The following is a 23,322-nucleotide window of genomic DNA, read 5'->3' as shown; positions in this document are numbered from 1 at the left end:
AAAAGCCCTTCAAGCGAATAACTTGAAGGATTCGAATTTAAATCAATCTATTATTGAACGATAAAAGAACTCTTTTCACTTCTTCATATTTTGGTGCGTTGGTTGCCAAATACATTGTACTCAATTCATAGTCCGCTTTGTAAAAATCTTCCTTCATTATCTGAGATATTATATTATTGATATTTATCGTTTGATTACTTGATGGATTTCGTTTCAAATCTTTTTGAAGAATCAATCGCACTTCCTCAAATGTCTCTGAAAAACTGTCCCAATCTATACTCTCTTTTTGAAAAAGATAATATAGATCATACAGATGTCTTGAATAATGTTTCGGTTCACGGATCATATAGTGATCACAGAGTGCAAAAATTTTGTCCGCAAATGTTCTTTCCAATGTTTGCACATTCATTTTAAATGGAAAAAGCTCAGGAAAATCCTTCGCCAACTCCGATATTCCCACTGAAGAACTCATCTGAAAAATGTAGTTCGAAACGTCCTTTTTATTGACAGGAAATGAACTGTTTTGGGCATACGTTTCGATAATAAGAGCCGATTTTAACTGGTCTCCTCGATTGAATAATGAGGAATAATCGACATTGTAGCGATTATAAACATTTCTACTTCTGATTTCATCCTCATTCAGAATCTTCAAAGACATCTTACTGGCAACATTTCTAATGGTATTCGTTAATTCTTTACGTTTGCTTTGAGAAGGGGCACCATGATCCTTAATAAAATAAGACAAATCAATATCCTCAGAAAAACGCTCGATGAGTTGATAAGCCTTTGAGAGTGAAGTCCCGCCTTTAAAGACAATATTGGGATTAGCTTCAGCAATTCTCTTAAGAAATAAAGAAACGAAATAGTCTTTCTCAATAATTTCTTCAGAAAGACTAAAATATTCAGCTGTTCTAATGATCAAATCTTCAAAAAGTTTTCTATTCTGATATAGATACATTATCATTTTCCTTCTTTAAGCTGTATACAATTTCATCAAAACCAGCTGTAAAAATACTTTTTGATGTTTTAGCAGGATAAGCGATCAATATTTTTTTTATTTCAGTATTGGTAAGTTTTATCCCCTTTAGATAATTGAAAACTTTGTCTTTAACGACTCTAATGTCCACCTCAATCAAAGGCATGTAATCGGTCAAAAGATCCAGTACTTGTAGAAATTTATAATTATCCTTTGTGATAGTAACTCTGGTTTTCTTTAGTTTATAACTGGTACTAAAATTTTCCGTCATCGACTTTGAAATTTTCCCTGTAACAATTTCAATCACTTGTGGTACTTGGGTTGTGAGACCTAAATAGTTCACAAAACTGTATCCCGTTATATAACCATAGACAACGTTGTCGTCGCGAATGTACTTCTTTTCAATGACTTTGTTCTCACTCAATTTTGATTTTTCATTAAAGTATTGATTCAAGGTGGCAAAATAGTAAATTCCATTATCAAAGCGTTCAATTTTGTCCTCTTCATGAAGTCTAGATAAGTATTTTCTAAATGAATCTTTATCAATATCATACCTATTCTCTGAATCAATCTCTTTGATAATGATCGGCTCATTGTTTCCAAAATCGTCGTATAGATTCTTTTCTAAGTTCGCCATTTTAGACATACCTATCACCTCAGATTCATTATAAACGGGATTAGAAATAATTTCAAATTAATTTAGAAATTTCGAGACAAAATGAGATTGTTCTGTTTAAAAGCGACAGCTAGGTCATTTTGGAGAAATTATTTTTAAGCATGAACAATACCCTGGTTTTCTTGTCTATATCAATCAGTTAGACTATTTCAGAAAAATACTTCTGTTTGCTTCTCAAAAGAACTTTTTGATTCCTCAAACTGCAGAAAGTATAACTCGCAAAAAAATTCCTTCAAGCAATCGCCTGAAGGAATTCTTTTTTAAACTAATTCAATATATTTTTCATTCTTCTCTAAATGATGCAAATAAATCAATAAACGATCGTACAGTTGATTATTGGCTTCTTCTATGGCTGAACCAAGGTTTTCGCCAATCTCCTTAACCGTCCGTTTCCCATCAATTTGTTGAAGAATAAAGCTGCCGTATTTATCCAATTCCATCTCTGAGGTTTCTGGAATCTTATAATGAATTTTGCGTAAGACTCGTTGAATCCAAGCATTTTGTTCCGTGATGACAAATACGATACCGTCACGAACTTCGTAATGCAGATCCTCTTTGAGGCGATAAACGCGTTTTAACAGCTCTTGTGTTTCAGGGTTCACAGCTTGTGGCTGTTCTTTAGTCATTGTGTTTCACTTTCTTCACACTTAATAAAGGAACGATGATCGCAACAACTAAGATTACTAATAGCAAGATTGCTGAACCGTTAGAACCTAGGAAGCCTGAAGGAGTTCCTGGAGTGATGATGCCAGTTACTTGTAAGATGATTCCGATCAAGCCGATGATTGAACCACCAGCGATCAGACCTGAAGACAAGCTGACACCTAAAGTGATACGTTCTTCAGCAACTTCTTCTGTTTCTTTTTTGTTTAATTCATCGATTAAGCGACGGATCAACGCACCAACTAAGATGATTGACGTTGTTGAGATTGGCAGATAGAACCCAATCGCAAATGTCATAATTGGAACCTTCATGAAGTGTAATACAACACCCATTGCGATACCAGCGATGATCATATGCCATGGAAGTGAACCTGACGTAATCCCTGAAGTCAACGTCGCCATCAAGTTCGCTTGCGGCAAACCAAATGGAGGATTTGATCCAGTAATTGCTAATTGTGGAGATAAGATTACCATCATACCAGTAACAATAACCACACCGACAATGTTAGAAATCAAGAAGTAACGACGACCTTCGTTGAAGTTTCCGCCCATTACAAACGTAACCTTTTGTGATTGAGAATAACCACCAGCTACTGAGATCGCTAATACGATAAATGTACCAAACATCAATAATTGTTGTGTATTTTCAGCTGAAGTCCAGCCCATCATTACAAAGACTAATGTTAAGATAACCATTGACGCAATCGTCATACCAGATACTGGTAAGTTTGAGGTACCGATCGTACCAGTCAAACGACCTGCAACGATAACGAATAGGAAGCTTAAGATAATTGACAACAAACCACCAACAAGTGCCATTGCAACACTTCCAGTGATAACGAAGCCCATTACGATACCTACAACAGCACCAACGATCAACGGCAACATACCGCCGCCTTCTTGTTCAACACCATCTTTACGACCTTTCATCGTTGCAGAAATTGATGAAATGATGGTTGGGATCAATTTGATCGCGCCGATCAATCCACCAGAGATCATCATACCAGCACCGATGTATTTAACATAAGAACCGGAAATCACTGCAAAGTTTGAAGCACTCAATAATTGAGACGCGTTATCCCAAACATGGGCATTGCTGTTAGCCATTTCCATGAAGTAGCCTAATAATGGCGCGATCGCGAAGTTTGCTAAGATCGAACCAGCAAACATCAAGACTGATACGTCCATTCCGACGATAAATCCGATACCTGCTAATAATGGGTTTACTTCTGTTTCAAATTTCCATTTGTAGAAGCTTTCATTTACATAACTGATAACATTATTCATAATGCCAAATACAGAGCCAGTTAAAGCAGTTAAGATACCACCGATTCCAAAACCGATTCCCATGTATTTTAGTGAATCGCCGCCAGTATCTGAAGCGACTAATGTTTCAGAGATCGCCATTGCTTCCGGATACACTAATTTACCGTGTTCACTAACTAGCATGTAATCTTGAACGATTGAGAATACACCGACACCTAATAAAACAGCACCGATTCCTAAGCCAACACCTTCGATAAAGTTCACTTTACCACCGACTAAAATAACGGCTGGCAATACGAAAATCATCCCTGATGCTACAGATTCCCCACCACTTGACATCAATTGCAATAAGTTCTTACCTAAAATTGTTTTAGGTTTTACAAATAGAGCGACTAGCCCTGATCCAATAATTGCGCCTGGAATACCTGCGGCTACAGTTAAACCAGCCTTCATACCTGAATAAGCAGTTGACGCAGCGAACAACGCAGCAAGCAAAATACCTAAAATCATGATGATTGGTGAACCTGCTTTTTTAGGCTTATCAGCTACATACGGGACATAATCTTTCCCCGCTACTCCACCAAAAGCGTCTTTTGAGAGTTTTTTCATTATCTTTGAAATTCCTTCCTTACTATCATTTCCCCATCGAGATGAGGAATCCTGTAAAGACAGGATTCCTGTCTCTCAATACCGACTATTTAACTAAGCGATAAATAGCATCAGCATAAATAGCTGTTGCTTTGAACAAGCTATCAATAGGCATAAATTCATTTGGTTGGTGCATTACGTTTTCTTCACCTGGGAACATTGCGCCATATGCGACACCACGTTCTAAGATTCGACCGTAAGTGCCCCCGCCGATTGATTCTTCGTGGCCTTCAAGACCAGTATGTTCTTCGTAAACGTCCAATAATGTTTTCACTAATGGATCAGTCGCTGGAACATAATGAGGAGTTTTCACATCACCGATGATTGCGATTGAAACATCTGCAGCTTTAAGAACTTCTTCCATGTTGGCTAAGATTGTATCTTTGTCGATGCCTTCTGGATGACGAACATTTAAGGTAACTTTTTTGTCGCCATCTGCACTGTAATCGAACAAGTTCGCTGATGAAGTTGTTTCACCCATTACATCGTGTTTTGTGTAAGCATTTAATTTCTTACCGTTGTAATCTAAATGCATATATTCAGCGATTGTTTGAATATAGTTAGCGCCATTGCCGTCTAAGTTGTAGTCAGCTAAGAATGCTGCTAAGAATGTTGCAGAGTTGACGCCGAATTTTGGTTCCTGTGCGTGAGCACCTTTACCAATTACAGTAATCGTGATTTCGCCGTTGTTTTCAGCAAATTCACCCTTCACTTCTGATTTTTCGATAAATGCGTCGAATGCAGCCTTCATATCAGCAACTTTTGCTTCATCATTTACTTTAAGAACAGCTGTTGCATCCCCTGGTACCATGTTCGTACGTAAGCCTGATTTGAAGCTTACTAGATCAAAGTCGCCAGCTTCAGCATTCGTTTTAGGCGCGAAAGTTACTTCATAAGACAAGATTCCTTTTTCACCATTAATAATTGGGAATTGTGCATCTGGAGAAAAACCTACTTTAGGCATTTCTTCTACTTCCATATAACGGTGAATCCCTACCCACTCACTTTCTTCGTCAGTACCGAAGATAAAGCGGATTTTTTTAGAGATTGGTAATTCTAAATCTTTGATAATACGCATTGCATAATAAGCAGCGATTGAAGGTCCCTTATCATCAGCTGAACCACGCGCATACAATTTTCCATCTTTGATCACTGGTTCAAATGGATCTGTATCCCAGTTGTCATCGACAGGAACTACGTCAACATGTCCTAATAGTCCGAACATTTCTTCTCCATCACCGTATTCGATATGGCCGGCTACGTTTTCGATATTTTTCGTCACGAAACCATCGCGATCGCCAAATTCTAATACTTTACGTAATGCGGCTGCTGGTCCAGGTCCAAGAGGTTCTTCTTTTGTTCCATGTTCCACGTCGCGAATACTGTTGATCCGGATAAGATCACCTAAGTCTTTCAGTAAGTCGTCTTTGCGTGCTTCTACTTCTTTTTGCCAATCAATTGTCATTGTTTAATCCCTGCTTTCTTTTTTTTATAACAAGTTAAAACCTGTTAGATTCATTAGAAAGATCATGTCTAAATATCGTTCTCAAATTTTGACAGCTTAGAATAACTTTTTTTCAAAAAGACGAATTAACGGTCCCTTTTAGAGGATGCAATACGTCAAAACAATCAACGGAAAAGATCGCTCATGAATGTCAAAATGTTATTCTATGATTCCTAATTCCGCAGTTTGTTTCACCTCCCAAATCAGCATTATACCGTATTTTTATTCATAAGTCATTGTGAAAAAACTATCATTTAATTTAAATAAGATAAATTTCATCAAAAATAAAGTTTTTTCTAAAAAAAATATGTTATCTAAGCAATTCAAAAAGAAAGAACTTTTTCTATGACATGACACATTTAAATCCTATAAGAAGTATAACGAAGGTTGTATCCGTTTACAAATTATATTTCATTCATTTAACTCTTGCGTTTCTCATTTATTTGTTATCTTTCATTAATATTAAGTTTTCGAATAATTCAGTCAATAACAAAAAAGAGATAGCCTCATAAAAGACTATCTCTTTTTGAAATCATATTACATTTTAATCCAAAACTCATATAACTGTTTTTTTATTCTTGTTTTATCTACTTTTACAACGACGCTTGAGCCAAGGTCATTTTTGCCTGCGGTATTCTAAATGGCGAACAAGAAATATAATCGATGGACAAGTTATTTAAGAAGGCGATTGACTTTGGATGAGCCGCGGCTTCACCGCAAATTCCAATTTTCAGCTTCGGATTCACCTGTCTTCCTCGCTCAATAGCTAATTTCATCAAGGCACCGACTCCCGCTTCATCTAAGACTTGGAATGGGTCGTCCGCAAAAATTCCTGTCTCCATGTATTGATTAATAATTCGTGGTGAATCATCTCTAGACAAGCCCAGCGCCATCTGCGTCAGGTCATTCGTTCCAAAGCTGAAGAAATCAGCATGTTTGGCAATTTCATCGGCCACAAAGCAGGCTCTTGGAATTTCGATCATTGTTCCAATTTGATAATCCACAGCGAGCTTTTGCTCTTCTAAACCTTTTTGGATTGCCTCTTCGATCGATGCCCGCACACGAGCGAACTCTTGCGCATCAATCGTAAATGGAATCATGATCTCTGGTTGGATGGCAAAATCATTTTCTTTTGTCACTTCGCAAGCAGCTTCAATGATCGCTTCGGCTTGCATCTGATAGATTTCTGGATACGCTACACCTAAACGCAGACCACGGAAGCCCAGCATTGGATTGACTTCAGCCAAATTATCGGTTTTCCGTTTCACCTCATTATAGGTCTTGCCAAGCTCCTTCGCCACTTCCCGGCACTCATCCGCACCTTTTGGCAAGAACTCGTGCAACGGCGGGTCAAGCAAACGAATCGTCGTTGCTTTGCCTTTAGCTGCTTCGTACATATATTTGAAATCTTGTTTTTGGACCTTTTTCAAATCCTTTAATACTTCCAAACGTTCGTCTAAGCTATCCGCCAAAATCAATTGACGGAACTGCAACAATCGACTCTTTTCAAAAAACATATGCTCTGTCCGTGCCAAGCCGATTCCAACTGCCCCTAAAGCCATACCAGTTTCGATATCATTTGGCGTTTCGGCATTGGCACGAACCTTAATTTTCGCATGACGTTCCCAAATCTCATGAAGATCATCTAAAGCGACGGTATTGGTCACTTCTTCCATTGGAATCTCACCAAAGTAGATATTTCCGCTGCTTCCGTCTACAGAAAGGATCGTGCCCTCCTCGATAACCTTGTCACCGACAGTCGCTTTATTTTCTTCTAAAACCGTCAGTCGTTCACAACCCACTACAGAACAGATTCCCATTCCTCGAGCAACCACTGCCGCATGAGATGTCATTCCGCCGCGGCTGGTAATAACCGCTTCGCTGACGGCGATTCCCTCAATATCCTCTGGCGAAGTTTCTTCCCTTACTAAAACGACTCTTTCTCCTCGTGCTTTAGCCTCGGTCGCCGCTTCGGCAGTAAAGTATGCCGCTCCTGTTGCAGCGCCCGGGCTAGCAGCTAATCCAGATAAGAAGGATTCATGACTCTTCAATTCTTTTTCATCAAAGTTTGGATGCAAGGCTGCTTCCAAATCCTTCGCTTCGATCCGACTGATTAATTCCTTTTCATCGATAATTCCTTCTTTGTAGAAATCCAACAAGATTGTTAACGCCGCCTTCGATGTTCGCTTACCGCTGCGGGTTTGCAGAATAAATAATTTCTCCCGTTCAATCGTAAATTCAACATCCTGCATATCATGGTAGTGTTTTTCCAAATCTTCGCAGATTCCTTTTAACTGCTGGTATTGCTCAGGCATGTCATCCGCTAAGACTTGAATCGGTTTTGGCGTCCGCACACCGGCTACCACATCTTCGCCTTGCGCATTGATTAAATATTCACCGAATAATCCTGGATCGCCTAACGATGGATTGCGTGAGAAGACGACCCCAGTTCCTGAAGTATCACCGAAATTACCAAAAACCATTTCTTGAATATTTACGGCCGTACCTAAATCATCACTGATGTCATGAAGGCGACGATAGGTCTTGGCTCTTTGGTTATTCCAACTGCCAAATACTGCTTCGATCGCCAGATATAATTGTTCGATCGGGTCCTGTGGAAATTCTCGTTGCAGTTTTTTTCGATAAATTTCTTTGTACTCGCTTACAATTTGTTTCCAGTGATCCGCAGTCAACTCATTATCAAAGGTTAAACCATTCACCTTTTTTAGTGCTGTGATGCGATGTTCAAAATCATTATTATCCAAGCCCATCACGACATTTCCGAACATCTGTAATAGACGACGGTAACAATCATAGGCAAAGCGTTCATTCTGGCTGTTTTCAGCTAAAGCCGCGACTGTTTTGTCATTCAAACCTAGATTTAGAACCGTGTCCATCATTCCCGGCATCGAAAATTTTGAACCGCTTCGCACGGAAACCAGCAATGGATTTTCCAAATCACTGAATTTTTTTCCTGTTTTAGTCGATAATTTTTCAACAGCTTCCATCACTTGATTCTTCATTTCATCAATCAGCTGGTTGCCGTGGTTTAAATAATGTAAGCAGGCTTCTGTTGTAACCGTGAAACCTGTTGGAACTGGCAGTCCTAATTTGGTCATCTCAGCGAGATTAGCACCTTTCCCACCTAATAAATCCTTTTGTTCTTTAGATCCTTCTGAAAATAAATAAACCCAACGATTCATGCGCTTCTCCTCTTAAAAAAGTTTTATTTAATCTACTAACAGTTTAATACGCGACTTATATAAAGTCAATAAGATGATTATATAATTTCATTCTGCACATATATGCGCAGAAAAAGACCTGTCTTATTATGAAAGACAGGTCTTAATTATTTTATTCAATTACTCGCGGTAGCATAGTGCTAATCCCTTCAGAAAATTTCGCGCATATTTATCACCGCAGGGCTTGAAATTACGATGTCCTTCTTTTCTTAGAATAGCACCAAGCTCTCCTTTTGAAGGATAAACGCCTGCCTCAGCCAAAATATCCAGTATATCATCACTGGTCAGTGCTAACGCAATCTTCACTTTTTTCAATAAAACATTATTCATATGCCTAATTTCCATGCTTTTAGGCTGTGGTGCCTGCGCCATTTTATTTTTCGGTTCACCACGTTTTAAGGTAATAAAGCCATTCAAAAAGCTATCCAAGGTTTTATTATTGATCATTTTTACATAAACGTTCTTTTCAAAGCCTTCATTTTCTTCAAACTCATGATCACGTACTTTCGTCAGCATAGCTTTTTCCTCTTCTCTGGAAATATCCAAGCCACCTAATTCAAAAGCTTTTATAATATCCGCATCCTTGATATCCAACGCATATCTTAAGCGCAATAATAAATCGTTATTATTCATGTTCTTCCTCCATTGCTCTCGACTGATCCTCCTACTATAACACAATGCTGCCTACTTCTTCTAAAGTGGCTGAAGACAGTCAAAAAAAGTTCGGCTAGGACTTGCTCCTTAGCCGAACCCTTTAAATTAATTGAAGCAGGATGAATAAAACTGTAATGATCGCAGGCAGCGCTTGGATCAGATAGATCGATTTTGTCACGGTCTTACCACCATAGAGTCCCACAATCACAACAAACAGATTGAGTAATAGCAAAACCTTCAATCTTATATCTCCCTGAAACAGCAGCAAACTTGTCAACAGTGCCAATCCTAAGCTGCCATTATAAATGCCCATATTTTTTAAGGCAATTTGCGCATTTTTTTGAATGACAAATTTCATTGGCATTGCAAATGTTTTTGCCTGTTTTTCCGCTGGCGCAAACATTTCCAGCCCCATAATTACCAAATGCAGCAAACCGATGATCCCGGATAATAAAAGAATGATGAATTCCATAGATACTTCTCCTTACTCCTATTAATGTAATTATTTTTTCTTCCAAAAAAATGAATCTGATCAGATATCTACTATATTCATCTTTTCCCTTTTTTCCAATCAAAACGGCTTACAGTTTCTCAATCACAAATCCATGACGCGATAACTGATAAGCATCATCTTCATGGTAATTCTGCCCAAACAATCGCGTTCCTGCTTTTTCAACCTCAAAGGCTTCTCCTTCATTAAAGATAGCTCTTAAAGTCTTTTCCTTATACTGTCTAGTCAGCGAAAACGCCTTTTTGTCATCATCATAGTGCCAAGTCATAGTTCCATAGCTGAACACTTCCGAAAACTGCTTCCGCAAAGCAATCAATTGCTTCACAAATGCTAAAAGCGCTTCGTCCTGCTCCTCCCAAATCATACATCGGCGACAATCCGGGTCCATTTCGCCCTCCATGCCAATTTCAGTGCCATAATAAATACACGGAGTTCCTTTTTGAATAAACATAAAGGTTAAGACTGCTTTCATCAACTCCTTATTACCTTGACACAAAGTCAGAATACGAGGTGTATCATGAGAGTCTAGTAAATTAAAGGCTACTTCATTAGTTTGATCGCGATAAAGTAGTTGCTGGCGATTCATCCCAAAAATCATTTGCGAAATTGAGATCGACTGCTCGACAAAGAAAGCTTTGATATTATCTGTAAAGGCATAATTCATCACTGCATGAAATTCATCGCCCTGTAACCAGCGTTGAGAAGAATGCCAAATTTCACCTAAAATATATAAATCTTCCTTTTGCTTCAAAACAGCTTGGTGAAACTCTTTCCAAAAATGATGATCCACTTCATTTGCCACGTCCAGCCGCCAACCATCGATATCAAATTCACGAATCCAATAGGTCGCAATTTCCAGCAAATACTTCTGAACTTCCGGGTTCGCTGTATTCAGCTTCGGCATATGCGGATTAAAATTGAAAGTATCATAGTTCAAATTTTTCGCGTTTTCGGAATTAGGAATTGCGGTATAGCTTGGTGGAAAAGATGCAATGTGGAACCAATCGACATAGTCTGACTCTTGCCCATGTAAAATCACATCCTGCCACTGGTGAGAGCTTGCCCCAAGATGATTGAATACTGCATCCAGCATGACACGCATTCCACGTTCATGCGCCTTTTCGACTAACTCACGGAAAAGCTGCTTGTCCCCAAAATGCGGGTCGATTTCATAATAATCGATAGTATCATACTTGTGATTCGATGGTGAGGTAAAAATCGGACAAAGATATAAACCATTCATACCCAACTCTTCCAAATAGTCCAGCTTATCAATGATTCCTTGCAAATCACCGCCGAAAAAATTCTCTCGGGACGGTTTTTCACTTCCCCACGCAAGCGAACCTTCCGGATCATTCGAGGGATCGCCATTATAAAAGCGCTCGGGAAAAATTTGATACCAAACCGTTTTAGCTACCCAATCTGGTACCTTAAAGCGATCGATTTCCTGAAAATAAGGCATTCGGAAATAGAGATTATCATGCGTTAAACGTTGTTCTTCATAGTCAAAAATCCCTTGATCCGTATAAAAAAACTGCTTACCTGAAAAATCTGTAATACAAAAAGCATAGGCCAAACGGTGATGGGAAGCGGTAACTTCAATCTCCCAATAATCGTGATTATCAGTCGTGTAGGCTTTGTTCATAGGTTGCTGTTTCTGATACCATTTTTCTTCAGCAAAGGTATAAAAATCTCCGCTGATCAGCCCCACGGTTTTTATGTCATCACGAGCTGTCTGCAAACGAATCCGCATCAGATCTTTGGTATAAAGAAACGCAAACTCACTCTCGGGACGATGATAAATTCCTGCATTGTTCATCCCGCCACCTCCTTCTTTGCCTTCATTGTAACAAAAATATTAACAACGTCTCCACTTCAAACTATTTCAAGTGTTCAAACACATTTTTTTCACAAAATTATGCTACTATAATTATAGAAGAATAATTTTCTTCGCCTCGTTTTACGAGGATCACTCCAGGGCGTAGCATGTTTGGGGAAGCGGCTGCGTCCGTATTTTTTTGACAAAGCCAAAGAATTTTGTTTTAATAAATTCATCAAAGACAGAAACGAGGGATCATGCCGTTGAAAAACTAAGCGAATGTTGGAAGTTGCAAACCGATCATAAATTGACAGTTGTTGATAGGATCAGTGGGCAGATTTTCAGGATTGGCTTAGGATTTCAAGGGATGGTCTTTTTTTGTTGCCAGTTGTGCTTGTTGCAGTTTGCTAAGCATGAATAGGTAATATAAAAATTTCGCGAATATAGTGAACAAGCAGTTTAGCAGAATGGTAGGCGTACGAGAATAAAATTATTTTTCACGAACTTTGAAAAATAATTTTCTTTCTAATGAGCTAGCCGTTCTACCTGCTTGTTACTATTGAGCCAAGAATCGCCCTAATCCTTTCCTGAAAATTGGTCAGGATTTTTTTGTTTCTCTAATGAAACAAAAGGGGGAATTTTTTTATGTCTACAATTAAAATTACACATTTAACCTTTGGTTTTGATAAACAGGTCGATTTATTGTTTAATGACGCCAATTTAACAATTGATAGCAGTTGGAAATTAGGTTTAGTTGGTCGTAATGGTCGCGGAAAGACCACCCTTCTGCAATTACTTTTAGGAAAACACACCTATCAAGGAGAGATTCAGTTTCCATTACGTCCAGTTTATTTTCCAGCAAGCGTTAGCGAAGCTGAACAATTAACCTATTACGCATTGCTGGATGTCGCTGATTTTGAGCTATGGGAATTAGAACGAGAGATGAATCTGATTCAATTAGATCCGCAAATTTTGTGGCAACCCTATCAGACTCTTTCTGGGGGCGAGCAAACAAAGGTTCTATTGGCGCTGCTCTTTACACAGGAAGACTTTTTTCCACTAATTGATGAACCGACCAATCATTTAGACCTGCAAGGGCGACAACATGTTGCGAATTATTTGCAACACAAAGATGGCTTTATCGTTGTCAGTCATGACCGACAATTTTTGAATCAGGTCACCGATCATACCTTAGCCATCGAAAAAAGCCAATTAGTGCTTTATCAAGGAAACTTTTCTACCTATGAGGAGCAAAAAAAGCTGCGAGATGAATTCGAGCTCGCTCAAAACCGCAAAATAAAAAAAGAAGTTGGTCGTTTGAAAAAAACAGCTGCCGAAAAAGCCGAATGGTCGCGCTCTCGAGAAACAGATAAATACGGCAAACCCTCGGAAAAAGGCAGTGGCGGAATCTTCGATACAGGTTTTATCGGTGCGCGAGCTGCTCGGACAATGAAACGCTCAAAAACTATCGAGCAACGAATGTATGATCAAATCGAAGCAAAAGAAGGTCTATTGAAGGATTTAGAAGACGTCGATCGTCTAACGATGAACTATCAACCGAGCCGACATGCTCAGCTTTTGAAAGTCGAGGAGCTATCACTGCGTTATCCCGACCAAGAACCTCTTTTTGCATCCTTGTCCTTTGAACTAAAACGAGGAGAAATCACAGCATTGACCGGCCCTAACGGAATCGGAAAATCCAGCGTATTACATTATTTATTAGGAACCTTTGCAGGCGAAGGAAACGGAGAACTCCTGCGGCCAAACGTTAAAATTAGTTATGTTCGCCAAAACTACGAAAGCAATCGCGGCGATCTGCAGGATTTCGCTGAAGCTAACCAGCTAGATTATTCTATGTTTCTCAACAATTTGCGAAAGCTGGGAATGGAACGAAATGTCTTTCAAAATAAAATCGAAGAAATGAGTATGGGACAACGGAAAAAAGTTGAATTAGCAAAATCCCTTGCCCAAAAAGCCGAACTCTATATTTGGGACGAACCTCTAAATTATCTAGATGTATTTAATCAAAAACAATTAGAAGACCTTTTACTTCAGCTCAAACCAACAATGCTGATTGTGGAGCACGATCAAACCTTCCTAAAAAACATCCACGCTAAACAAATTGCATTGCATAAATAAAATGAACCGTCCAAAAAAATTGGACGGTTCATTTACATTTTCCATTCTAAAAAAGATTCTACCCAAGCCTGCTTAACTTCCCATACTCCCCCTTGAATATCTTCAAAGGGGAGCCGTTTAGTTTTCTTTATCTCTGCATCATAGTGAAAAAGCTTTTGCCAGCTGCGGATCAGCTCAGTTTTCAAATGCGGATAGAACGCTGTCGTATAGACATCGCCTTCATAGGTTATATTATATTTTTTCAGCTTGTTATCATACGTTGCTTGTTCCTCTTCCGTACCTAGAAAACGCAGATTCAAAATCCTATTCCAATCAGACATACGGAAAAAGACAACCTGCTCGATCGGTACACGCAGCTTGATTAGTTGAGAATCCATTGAATAATCGAGGTATTTTACATCTAAAAAAGTCCAGATCGCAGAATCAGCATCTGCAGGACGCTCAACGATTTTTTCGGCATTTTGACAATACCAGCTGTACGCCTGCAAAAATACTTGAGCCGTTTCTCCGTACTTTTCCTTTATAAAGGTGTTGTCGACAACATGCCTTCCCGATTTAATCAGCTTATCAACTACCAGTCGACTTTGAGAAGTATACAATGTTACCTGGTTATTTGAGTAATCCATTCCTTGCGAATTTCCCATATCGTTCCCACTTTCATCTCTCCCAATACACTCGAATCATCGAAAAGCCGCTCATGACTTTGCTCGATTTTTTGTTTGACATTGGGATAAAAAGGCGTCATAAAAGCAGTAATATCATCAATTCCATATTTCTCCAACAGCCTTGTATGTTCCCTTTGGTCTTCTAGATCTTTGGGAATGTACAAATGATTGACAATATTTCCCCATTTCAATAAATCAACCACAATCAGCTGATCCTCGTCAAGTTCAATTTCTAAAATCGTATTGCCTTCACTATTTTGAATACTGTCTTCTTCTGAAAGCGATACCCAAATTGGATATTTCACGTCAGCAGGCGGCTGAACAAAACGCGCAGCCGCCTGCATATACCATTCATATACACCTAAATACAGACTGCTGTGGTCCTCCATCTTCTGCTGGATGTATTCCTTTTTCGCAATATACCGTCCCGTTTGTTCTAACACCTGTAAAATATTTTCATGCTGCTTCGTCCAAACCTTTACTTTGTTTGTCATATTTCCTCCAAAAGTTAGAAACAAGCAAAAACATGTTTCCTAGCAATCCAAACAAAAATTCTGTTCTTCCTCCGGCAAAGTAGCTTTAACATAATTTTGGATGTGATTATGAAACGAACGAACTACTAATGGAAGTTCATTCTTACGTAAAACCTCAACAAAAGCCAGATGCTCTTCTGATTTCTTCTCAAGAATCCCCAAAGAAGAAAGATCTTCGTTCATGGCGATAAGTAACTGATAGAACAAGCTCTCTAAAATCTGCGCTCTGCGCACACTGCCTGACAGCTGCCAAAGATACTTATGGAATGAAATATCTAATGTATTCAGCAAAAAGACCTTATCCTCTTCATTACGACAACGATTCTCGCCATCCTTCATCTCCAAAGCAATCTCTGTCAGCTGTTGAAAATCTTCTTCCTTAATCATTTGATTTCGCAAAATTTTTCGTAAAATTTGCGTTTCTAGTGAGGTTCGAATTTCAAACACTTCCATTATTTCTGCTGGGTCCATTTCAATCACATGATTGCCTTTGCGAGGTGAAAACGTGATTAACCCCTGTTCGTTCAAAATCCGCATGGCTTCTCTTACTGGAGCCCGGCTAATATTAAAATGATTCGAGATATCTGTCTCGATTAAGCGATCGCCGCCTTTTAACGTGCCAGACAAGATTCTATTTTTAACATACGATACGACCATGTCGCTTAAGCTTTGTTTTTCGTATCTAGGCATAATATCCATAAATAATTCAGCATCCTTTCAGATATACGTCACTAATTATATCAGAAAGCCTTTGCTAAGTCTCTTGTCGTTCGGTATTTGACCGCTTCAATCGTTTCAATATCTCTGATTTTTCAGAAAAACACGATTGTACTTTTATTCACATGAATAGTCAGCCTAGTCGTGTTATTCTAGCTTAGAAGACTCGGATAATTTGTCTGGTGTTTTCTTTTCCTGCATCAAAGCCTTAAATAAACAAACGGCACATAATAGCATGATCACTGTTAATGGTAATGCCGCTACGATTGAGCACGTCTGCAAAGCATCCAAACCGCCGGTCATCAATAAAACCAAAGCTAATAATGCTTGAATGACTCCCCATAAGATTTTTTTATCATTGCCGGGATTCAAGTCACCTTCTGATGAAAACATCGATAAAACAAAAATCCCCGAATTGGCAGATGTGATGAAAAAAGTACACAAAAGACAGATAGCAATGATTGAAAAAATCATTCCTAATGGATATTCAGCAAGAACCACAAACAGTGCTGTTTCCGTCACTTCCTTTGCCTTATTGATAATTCCGATATCAAGATTCAATCCTAAACTGCCAAAGATCGAGAACCAAATAAAGGAAACCATCGATGGGGCAATGATTACTCCTAAGACAAACTCCTTAATCGTTCTTCCTTTAGAAATTCTAGCGATAAAGGTTCCTACAAATGGCCCCCAAGCGATCCACCACGACCAATAAAAAATTGTCCATGAACCGAGCCACGAGTTGTCTCCAAATGGATTGATTGAAAAACTTTCTGATACGATGTTATTGATATATCCCCCAAATGAATTAGTGAAAATGTTCAATGACATGATCTTCGGACCAACCAGAAAAGCCCCTAGAAGCAGCGCGATTGCCAAATAAAGATTGATATCTGATAATAGTTTAATTCCTTTATCAATTCCGCTGACTGCAGTCCATGTATAAATAATGGTTAAGCCCACAATAATAATAATCTGAACCAGACGTGTTGTTGGAATATCAAACAAATAATTCAGACCTGAATTAATCTGTAAGGTTCCTTGACCAAGCGAGGTGGCGATTCCGGCAACTGTTGCGAAAACCGCACAAATATCAATTAGTTTTCCAATCGGTCCTCGTACACCTTCCTCGCCTAAAATCGGTAAGAAAATACTGCTGATCAATCCAGGTGTTTTTTTCCTGAATTGGAAGTAAGCCAGCGCCATTCCAATAATCGAATAAGCCGCCCATGGATGAAAGCCCCAATGTAAAAAAGATTTCTGCATAGCTATATCCGCTGCTTTTTCTGTTCCGCCAAACGTAGCAAAATGATTCAGCGGCTCTGCCACTCCCCAAAAAACCAACCCAATCCCCATTCCAGCTCCAAACAACATTGCAAACCAAGATTTATTACTATATTCAGGAACAGAATCGTCTGGGCCCAATTTTATTTTACCAAAACGACTGAAAGCAATAAGTAACGAGAAAACGACAAATACAAACATAGCAATTAAATAAAACCAACCAAATGTATCTACTAAAAAAGCTTTCGTGCTATTCATCGCCTGTGCGAATGGACCTGGCGCAATTAACCCAATCACTACGATAATAGCCGTAATTAAAAGAGAAACATAAAATACTATATTTTTTTTCATCTGAACGTCTCCTCTTCAAAGTTTTTTGTTGGACGAGCCGTCGTTAAACAGCTCGTCAATTCTGCAATTAAACTTTTACTTCAAAGAGTCGAGGTTCTTCAATATCAGTGGTTAACGCATCTAGCGCAACTCCCACACGATGGTAACGGAGTTTGTGTTGAACTTCCTTCGGTGTGGCAGGATCGCCTAATGGATATGGAATCGAAATCGTTGGTACAATTCGGTTTACACCTACTGTACGAGCCACTGGAATCAGGTTCGCCATTTGAACAATCGTAATTCCTGCTTTTTCAATTTCTCTGGTCATCGTTGCCCCGCAACGAGTACAGGTGCCTCAGGTGGATGTCAGTATAACGGCCTTAACCCCATCATCGACCAATTCCTGCGCAATTTCTTGTCCCATCCGAGTCGCTTCTGCTTGCGTCGTTCCGGTACCTACAGTTGCATAGAAGTACGGATACACTCCGCCGATTTTTCCTTCTTTCGCATATTCTTTCATTACATCTAACGGCAGAACAACGTTCGGATCATCGTTGGCGGCAGCTGGGTCAAACCCCGCGTGAATTGTCATAAACTCACCTTTTTTCAGCTCATCCATTTCTTCAATATTATATTTGCCCCATTTGGTTGCTGAAGCAGATTGAATTCTATCTGGATTGCCAACTGGAACGATTCCGCCAGATGTCACTAAAGCAACTTTTATTTTAGCTAACTCTTCTGGTGGAATAGCTGGCGCGATCGGTGCTCGTTCTGATTTAGGAATGATCAATTCAGATTGATACTCTTCTCCATTGACTTTTTTCAATAGCATATCAATAACGCGGTCGGTTGCTGGTACTGGTGGGTCCAACCAAATTTGATCACGTATTCCCCGACCGAAATAACCCTCTTCAGCTGCTGAATTCAATTTTTCTCCATATAATAAACGCAAAGCAAAAGCGGACATTTTCGCAACATCTTTACGCATCGCTGCTGCACTTGCTCCACCTTTAAAAATGTACATTTCCTTACGGTACATCTCCACACCTGGATTTTCTTCATTCATTGAGGTGATTGCTGGAACACCAAATTTCTTCTGAACAGCCGAACAGATATGGCCACAAGCTGCACCGTATCGCCCTGCTCGAAATGCTGGTCCGGCAAAGAAAATATCAAATTCTTTATCATCTAAAAAGCCAAGAATTCTTTTAATTGCTTCGTCGGTTTTTGATCCCATAAAATTGTCGCCACAGATGATCGTATGCGTGATTTCAACTTCATCTTTTAAAGCTTTGGCATAAGCCATACCTGGGCCAACAATTCCCTCTCTAATTTCCGGCTCATGGCCAGCGAATTCTTCGCCGCCAATCTGTCCGAAAAACTGATTGATATATAAAATCGCTTTCATAATTTCCCTCCTAATTCTGTCTATCTTGAATTCTTTTGGAAAAACACTTTAATTTAATTCTTCAGTTCATTTCAAAGTACCAAATGACAAATTTAGAATTCAACCATAGTCTTGGTTGACCAGCCAACCACCTGATCTCCGCAGAACATTGCGTTGTTCTCCATAATAATCGACCCATCTGGTTTTACCGAAGCGCCCAAAATTTCATCATTTGACCAGCCGCCAGAAAGGCCATCTCTAGCTAACGCTTCTAATTCTCCTAGTACAGTCTTCATTGGTGGCAGCTCAATCAACGTTGACACGTTTCCTGCTGAAACGATCGCATCACATTTTTCGTCCATTGATACAAGTGGCTGACTGGCGCCATCGCGCCCTGTGCATTCATTAGTCAAACCAACCGTTTTAATCCCTGCATCCTCTAAAGCTACATAACAAGCGGTAAAATCAGCATCCGGATTACCATACCCTTCTTCTGCTACCACAGCACTATCAGCACCTAAGCTTTTTGCCATTTGCGCAACAAATAGGGCCGCACGTTCTTTTTGCTCCAAGGCGACGTTCAGATTCGACATAATGATTCCTAAGAAATTAATTGTTTTTCCATGTTCTTCATATAGCCGTTTTATCATTGGGAAGTTTTGGAAATCATAGGTCGACCATTTTGATGAACACGGCATAAAGGAGCCCGAAATCATCGCACCATCCAGCACTTCATTCGGATGCATAAAAGTCGGAAGCATCAAATTGCAATCCCAACCGTAATTTAAGTCATTATAGCCTGAGTCTTCCATTTGTGATTGCGGTTGTAAGACAAAGACCACACTTGGTAATTTGTTGACAGCTTCGCTGCGTTTGGTAATCGGTTCTAGTTCATAGGTTTCCAGCTCATCTGATTTTAAGCCTTTGGTGACTGCTCCGATATACTCAGCTAAACGCATGCCTGCCCAGCGTAGAGCATGATTTTTCTTTTGCTGCTCATGCCATTCGAATTCTTCATCCGTGTCAGCCACTAATACAACATTTTTAAGTTGAGAATAATAGGTATATTTCGCCCCTTCTCCACTCATGTCAATCAGTCCATCTTGGAACCCTCCCCAGTGTTGTCCGACAACTAAGACACTCATGTCCTTTAACGCATGAGTCACACCGTCACCAGCTTGCATCAATTTCCCAGTAACGCCAGGAAAAACTGGTCCGCCTCCAACACGATAACGAGGCTCAATCGCTTCTTTTACCGGGACCAATCGAACTTCATCCCCGGGTTTAACGATGTGTAGTTCTGCTTTTGTGATGTGTTCGTCTTCAAAAACGACATCTAATGCTTCTTTTTTATTGATCGTCAAGATCCCATCGGCATATGCTGTCTTTTCACCGAATTGAATATCCACGACATGAAAATTTGCGATATCTAATTTCATTTACTTGCTCCTTTCTCAAATCAATGCATCTCAACTAAATGCTCTTTATAGAATAAAACTTGATATTTTTACGTTAAACATATACAAGCGGCAACTTAGTTTCCTATATAGCCGCCATCAGCCAAACAAGCCTTCGCTTCAGACAAGCGTTTGTCCGCAATCATTACAACTGGACCGGTACACCCCATACCGCTCTCAGCGTATATTCCTTGCTTCCATAAATGATGAACAGCATCCTCTAAATCTAAGATTTCTACTCCATGAATCTCTTCAGTTACAATTTCTTTATCTGGTTGAGTAACTTCTTCTTGTACTACTTCTTTTTGCGGTTGAATTTCTTTTAGCAAAGTATCTAAAGACGCCTGCCTCAATTTGGCAAATTCCGCTTCTTGAACCTGCTGGAAATTTCCACGAACAAGTTCATCTGCGAATTCTATCGCCCCGCTCACAACTGGCGCACCGGAAGCACGAGAGACGATCATAATCAGCTTATCCATTCCTTCTCCCACACCGGGGCCATAACCGAACCCTAAGGATTCATAATTTCCACCCGTACTATAGGAAGAAAAGATTTTCTGCAAAATATTCCCCGTTAAAGAATCCATCACCATGACATCACAAGTCCCTGCAAGGACATCATTCCCCCGCATAACTGCTCCTCCATCACTGCGATTCGAAGTTGCAAAATGAATCGGATAGCCATTTTCCGCCAATCTTTTTAATGTAATCTCTGCTTGACGCGCGCCATCAATGTTCAATAACCCAATGGTCGGTTCTGCGATTCCACAAGCTTTTGCTGTGATGATGCCATATAACGCATTCCGTACCAATGCCTCTACTCGTGTCAGTGCAGAGGTACCCGTTGTTGTTGCTAGATACATGTGCTTTCCTTTGGCGGGAGTGAGCACTCGACCAACAGTAGAAACACCGATCGGAAACGGATAGTGCATCGTCACACCAGCACCCGCAACTCCTTCGTTCAATAGCTCCTCTAATTTCTTATGGCCTTCCTCCGCATCTGAAACTAAGAAACTTTCAATCCCAGAATAGTCGATTTTCTGTGTGCCAATAACTTTTACCGAAATTCCTTTGTCAGCAGCCATTTTTGCCGCTTCGATCAGCTCTGCTTCGTCATGCTCGCTTCCTAAGGCAGTTAAGGCCACTGTTGAGGAAACACCTCGGCTAGTTTCCAACGTGTTCGCAAGTCCTTGAAACACATCCGCGATTATTTGTTTGGTCTCTTTTTCAGCCATAGGATCACTCCTCTAGCTTTCCAGCAAGATGACTTGCGAAGTCACGAAGAGCTTCCGCAATTAATTGCTTGATTTGATCTTCAGAAACAGTTTCCTCCTGTTTGCCGCTATTTTTTTGCATTACAAAGGAAATCCCATCAAACAAGTTCGTCATTCGTCCTAAGAATAGACTGCCTTTTCCGACAAACATTGCTCGATTGACCTTACCAGCCATAATATCGTTTCGTCCGAAGCCAAGATATGGAATACCAGATGGAATATGACCTTGAGTCGGCGCCCATCCCACCATTCCGTGCTGCTTCACGAAATCAGCTAATTCGGATTTTTCGATCTGCTTTTTCATTACTGCTAGAGCACCAATCATTTTATAATTTGCTTCAGGCACATTTCCTGCTCCCGCTGGTTTAGTGATATCAGGATTTTGCATCTCAACAGAATATTTATCGATATCTGTCAGCTTCAATCCAGCTTTTTCCAACGGGATGCTAGTTAATGACGAAATTACCTTTTGTGGCGAAGCGCCTGTGCCAACCGTATGCCGCCCGACAATATCAATATTCAATTCTGGACTGACACCATCATTTTCAGAGATTAAGACTGCAAAGCTTGCAACACAATCCTCTAAAATTGGTAGCTCTTTATTTAAATGATCTTTTCCGTTCATGCCTAGCTTCGCCGTTGAACCGCCTGCGGTAACGATTACATTTTTGAAGACGCCCGATTTCACTAATGAAGCGGCTTGAATCAATGCGTGGGTCGGGCCAGCACAAAAACCGCGAACATCGCTGCCGGTCGCATTTTCCAACCCAGCCATTTCCGCTGCTGCTTTCGCAAAGTTCCCTCCGCCACGTTGATTCATATCTCCGCAGGCTTCTTCTGAACATTCCAAAACATATTCAACTTCGTCTGGATCGATTCCAGTCTGCTGAAGCAAATGTAAGATCGCAATCGTACAGGATGCTTTCGAAACCAGGTTTTCAAAAATGACATGAGCAAACAAGGTATCATCTAAATTATGAGCGGCTTTTACACAGCCTACGACATCGCCTTTAAAATAAATCGGTTCTGCCTGTTCATTTTCGATGAAACCTGAAATCTCTTCCGAGGATACTTCCTCTGAAAGCTTTGCTAAAATTTTCTCATCCAATAATGGATGTTGATCTAATTTTTCTTTTACTGTTTTACTAAAATCATCCTTCAATTTGACCAAGTCAAACACATCGACATATTTCATCATACCGATGAACTCATCTTCAGGCATGATCTCACCAAAAGTACCCTGGCGTTTGTTCTCAGCTTTTTTATCGTACCAAGGGGTCTCGATAGCTTCGAGTTCTTCTGGTGTCATGTTTCCAATATAGACTTGGTTCGGTGGATAAGCGACACAAGTTTCGTAATCGCGTAGATGGTTGCTTATTTCTTTCAAGTATTCTGAATCAGGATCAATTTTTCTTTGAAGTGTTTGAGTAGTGCCGTTGTGGACTACCATATCTGGGGTATGTGCAAGAAAATAGCTCGACCCTTTCAATACGCTATACATAGAAACATCCTTTCTTTTCAAAATTGTGAGATGATGCTGAACAAGTTCCAGTCCAGCATCATCAAAAAAGCTGCAC

Annotated in this window: 18 protein-coding genes; 1 reads left to right on the top strand and 17 read right to left on the bottom strand. The window is 39.8% G+C overall.

Annotated features, from left to right (window positions below; genetic code table 11):
- Positions 1-37: 37 nt before the first annotated feature.
- The 9 genes from IGI52_RS23820 to IGI52_RS23780 all read right to left on the bottom strand — a co-directional run bounded on the left by IGI52_RS23820 (position 38) and on the right by IGI52_RS23780 (position 11,959).
- Positions 38-958, bottom strand: coding sequence for a nucleotidyl transferase AbiEii/AbiGii toxin family protein (locus tag IGI52_RS23820; RefSeq protein WP_438782557.1), 921 nt, complete (start codon positions 956-958; stop codon positions 38-40).
- A complete protein-coding gene (locus tag IGI52_RS23815) occupies positions 939-1,622 on the bottom strand; it encodes a DUF6088 family protein (RefSeq protein ID WP_438782556.1) in 684 nt (227 codons plus the stop codon). The genes IGI52_RS23820 and IGI52_RS23815 overlap by 20 nt, the downstream gene beginning before the upstream one ends.
- A gap of 290 nt (positions 1,623-1,912) precedes the next feature.
- The gene (locus IGI52_RS23810; protein ID WP_049219628.1) at positions 1,913-2,278 is read right to left on the bottom strand and encodes a PqqD family protein; all 366 of its coding nucleotides are present in this window, start codon (positions 2,276-2,278) and stop codon (positions 1,913-1,915) included.
- On the bottom strand, positions 2,271-4,190 hold the full coding sequence (locus IGI52_RS23805; protein WP_048718185.1) for an OPT/YSL family transporter: 1,920 nt from the start codon (positions 4,188-4,190) through the stop codon (positions 2,271-2,273). The genes IGI52_RS23810 and IGI52_RS23805 overlap by 8 nt, the downstream gene beginning before the upstream one ends.
- Before the next feature lie 85 nt (positions 4,191-4,275).
- On the bottom strand, positions 4,276-5,694 hold the full coding sequence (gene pepV / locus IGI52_RS23800; protein ID WP_016178794.1) for a dipeptidase PepV: 1,419 nt from the start codon (positions 5,692-5,694) through the stop codon (positions 4,276-4,278).
- A gap of 632 nt (positions 5,695-6,326) precedes the next feature.
- Positions 6,327-8,936 (bottom strand): pyruvate, phosphate dikinase, encoded by a 2,610-nt coding sequence (gene ppdK, locus IGI52_RS23795; protein WP_438782555.1) that lies wholly within the window; start codon positions 8,934-8,936, stop codon positions 6,327-6,329.
- A 159-nt stretch (positions 8,937-9,095) separates the two neighbouring features.
- Positions 9,096-9,608 carry a DUF1456 family protein gene (locus tag IGI52_RS23790; protein WP_048722182.1) on the bottom strand — a complete coding sequence of 171 codons (513 nt, stop codon included), beginning with the start codon at positions 9,606-9,608 and terminating at the stop codon, positions 9,096-9,098.
- A gap of 121 nt (positions 9,609-9,729) precedes the next feature.
- Positions 9,730-10,101: a DUF1304 family protein gene (locus IGI52_RS23785; RefSeq protein WP_048722179.1), complete on the bottom strand. Its 372-nt coding sequence runs from the start codon at positions 10,099-10,101 to the stop codon at positions 9,730-9,732.
- A gap of 109 nt (positions 10,102-10,210) precedes the next feature.
- The gene (locus IGI52_RS23780; RefSeq protein ID WP_438782554.1) at positions 10,211-11,959 is read right to left on the bottom strand and encodes a glycoside hydrolase family 13 protein; all 1,749 of its coding nucleotides are present in this window, start codon (positions 11,957-11,959) and stop codon (positions 10,211-10,213) included.
- 645 nt (positions 11,960-12,604) lie between these two features.
- On the opposite strand from IGI52_RS23780, the gene abc-f reads away from it, so the two are divergent.
- Positions 12,605-14,098, top strand: a complete 1,494-nt coding sequence (gene abc-f, locus IGI52_RS23775; protein ID WP_438782553.1) for a ribosomal protection-like ABC-F family protein — start codon at positions 12,605-12,607, stop codon at positions 14,096-14,098.
- Between the two features lie 32 nt (positions 14,099-14,130).
- On the opposite strand, the gene IGI52_RS23770 is transcribed toward abc-f, so the two are convergent.
- The 8 genes from IGI52_RS23770 to grdC all read right to left on the bottom strand — a co-directional run bounded on the left by IGI52_RS23770 (position 14,131) and on the right by grdC (position 23,246).
- Positions 14,131-14,742, bottom strand: coding sequence for a DUF3841 domain-containing protein (locus IGI52_RS23770; protein ID WP_049219960.1), 612 nt, complete (start codon positions 14,740-14,742; stop codon positions 14,131-14,133).
- Entirely contained in the window at positions 14,700-15,257 is a 558-nt protein-coding gene (locus IGI52_RS23765) for a DUF3841 domain-containing protein (protein WP_438782552.1), read from the bottom strand. The genes IGI52_RS23770 and IGI52_RS23765 overlap by 43 nt, the downstream gene beginning before the upstream one ends.
- A 39-nt stretch (positions 15,258-15,296) precedes the next feature.
- Positions 15,297-15,995, bottom strand: coding sequence for a GntR family transcriptional regulator (locus tag IGI52_RS23760; protein WP_016178802.1), 699 nt, complete (start codon positions 15,993-15,995; stop codon positions 15,297-15,299).
- Between the two features lie 165 nt (positions 15,996-16,160).
- Positions 16,161-17,648, bottom strand: coding sequence for a glycine betaine uptake BCCT transporter (locus IGI52_RS23755; protein WP_102866357.1), 1,488 nt, complete (start codon positions 17,646-17,648; stop codon positions 16,161-16,163).
- 67 nt (positions 17,649-17,715) lie between these two features.
- The gene (gene grdH / locus IGI52_RS23750; RefSeq protein WP_127979915.1) at positions 17,716-19,035 is read right to left on the bottom strand and encodes a betaine reductase selenoprotein B; all 1,320 of its coding nucleotides are present in this window, start codon (positions 19,033-19,035) and stop codon (positions 17,716-17,718) included.
- Between the two features lie 92 nt (positions 19,036-19,127).
- On the bottom strand, positions 19,128-20,453 hold the full coding sequence (locus tag IGI52_RS23745; RefSeq protein WP_311892704.1) for a glycine/sarcosine/betaine reductase component B subunit: 1,326 nt from the start codon (positions 20,451-20,453) through the stop codon (positions 19,128-19,130).
- Between the two features lie 95 nt (positions 20,454-20,548).
- Positions 20,549-21,706: a glycine/sarcosine/betaine reductase complex component C subunit alpha gene (grdD, locus tag IGI52_RS23740; protein WP_438782551.1), complete on the bottom strand. Its 1,158-nt coding sequence runs from the start codon at positions 21,704-21,706 to the stop codon at positions 20,549-20,551.
- A gap of 4 nt (positions 21,707-21,710) precedes the next feature.
- Complete coding sequence (gene grdC, locus IGI52_RS23735) at positions 21,711-23,246, bottom strand: glycine/sarcosine/betaine reductase complex component C subunit beta (protein WP_311892706.1); 1,536 nt, start codon at positions 23,244-23,246, stop codon at positions 21,711-21,713.
- Positions 23,247-23,322: the final 76 nt, after the last annotated feature.

This window comes from Enterococcus sp. DIV0187 (genome assembly GCF_051713785.1).
GTDB classification, from domain to species: Bacteria; Bacillota; Bacilli; order Lactobacillales; family Enterococcaceae; genus Enterococcus_A; species Enterococcus_A avium.
This window is presented reverse-complemented; position numbering and strand designations above follow the sequence as displayed.

Bases quoted from the DNA above. Each gene is read 5' to 3' on its own strand.
- ppdK (WP_438782555.1), bottom strand. From the start codon at position 8,936: ATGAATCGTTGGGTTTATTTATTTTCAGAAGGATCTAAAGAACAAAAG.
- IGI52_RS23815 (WP_438782556.1), bottom strand. From the start codon at position 1,622: ATGTCTAAAATGGCGAACTTAGAAAAGAATCTATACGACGATTTTGGA.
- IGI52_RS23770 (WP_049219960.1), bottom strand. From the start codon at position 14,742: ATGGGAAATTCGCAAGGAATGGATTACTCAAATAACCAGGTAACATTG.
- IGI52_RS23790 (WP_048722182.1), bottom strand. From the start codon at position 9,608: ATGAATAATAACGATTTATTATTGCGCTTAAGATATGCGTTGGATATC.
- IGI52_RS23805 (WP_048718185.1), bottom strand. From the start codon at position 4,190: ATGAAAAAACTCTCAAAAGACGCTTTTGGTGGAGTAGCGGGGAAAGAT.
- IGI52_RS23820 (WP_438782557.1), bottom strand. From the start codon at position 958: ATGTATCTATATCAGAATAGAAAACTTTTTGAAGATTTGATCATTAGA.
- IGI52_RS23780 (WP_438782554.1), bottom strand. From the start codon at position 11,959: ATGAACAATGCAGGAATTTATCATCGTCCCGAGAGTGAGTTTGCGTTT.
- grdC (WP_311892706.1), bottom strand. From the start codon at position 23,246: ATGTATAGCGTATTGAAAGGGTCGAGCTATTTTCTTGCACATACCCCA.
- grdD (WP_438782551.1), bottom strand. From the start codon at position 21,706: ATGGCTGAAAAAGAGACCAAACAAATAATCGCGGATGTGTTTCAAGGA.
- IGI52_RS23760 (WP_016178802.1), bottom strand. From the start codon at position 15,995: ATGGATATTATGCCTAGATACGAAAAACAAAGCTTAAGCGACATGGTC.
- IGI52_RS23745 (WP_311892704.1), bottom strand. From the start codon at position 20,453: ATGAAATTAGATATCGCAAATTTTCATGTCGTGGATATTCAATTCGGT.
- IGI52_RS23765 (WP_438782552.1), bottom strand. From the start codon at position 15,257: ATGACAAACAAAGTAAAGGTTTGGACGAAGCAGCATGAAAATATTTTA.
- IGI52_RS23755 (WP_102866357.1), bottom strand. From the start codon at position 17,648: ATGAAAAAAAATATAGTATTTTATGTTTCTCTTTTAATTACGGCTATT.
- IGI52_RS23810 (WP_049219628.1), bottom strand. From the start codon at position 2,278: ATGACTAAAGAACAGCCACAAGCTGTGAACCCTGAAACACAAGAGCTG.
- pepV (WP_016178794.1), bottom strand. From the start codon at position 5,694: ATGACAATTGATTGGCAAAAAGAAGTAGAAGCACGCAAAGACGACTTA.
- abc-f (WP_438782553.1), top strand. From the start codon at position 12,605: ATGTCTACAATTAAAATTACACATTTAACCTTTGGTTTTGATAAACAG.
- IGI52_RS23785 (WP_048722179.1), bottom strand. From the start codon at position 10,101: ATGGAATTCATCATTCTTTTATTATCCGGGATCATCGGTTTGCTGCAT.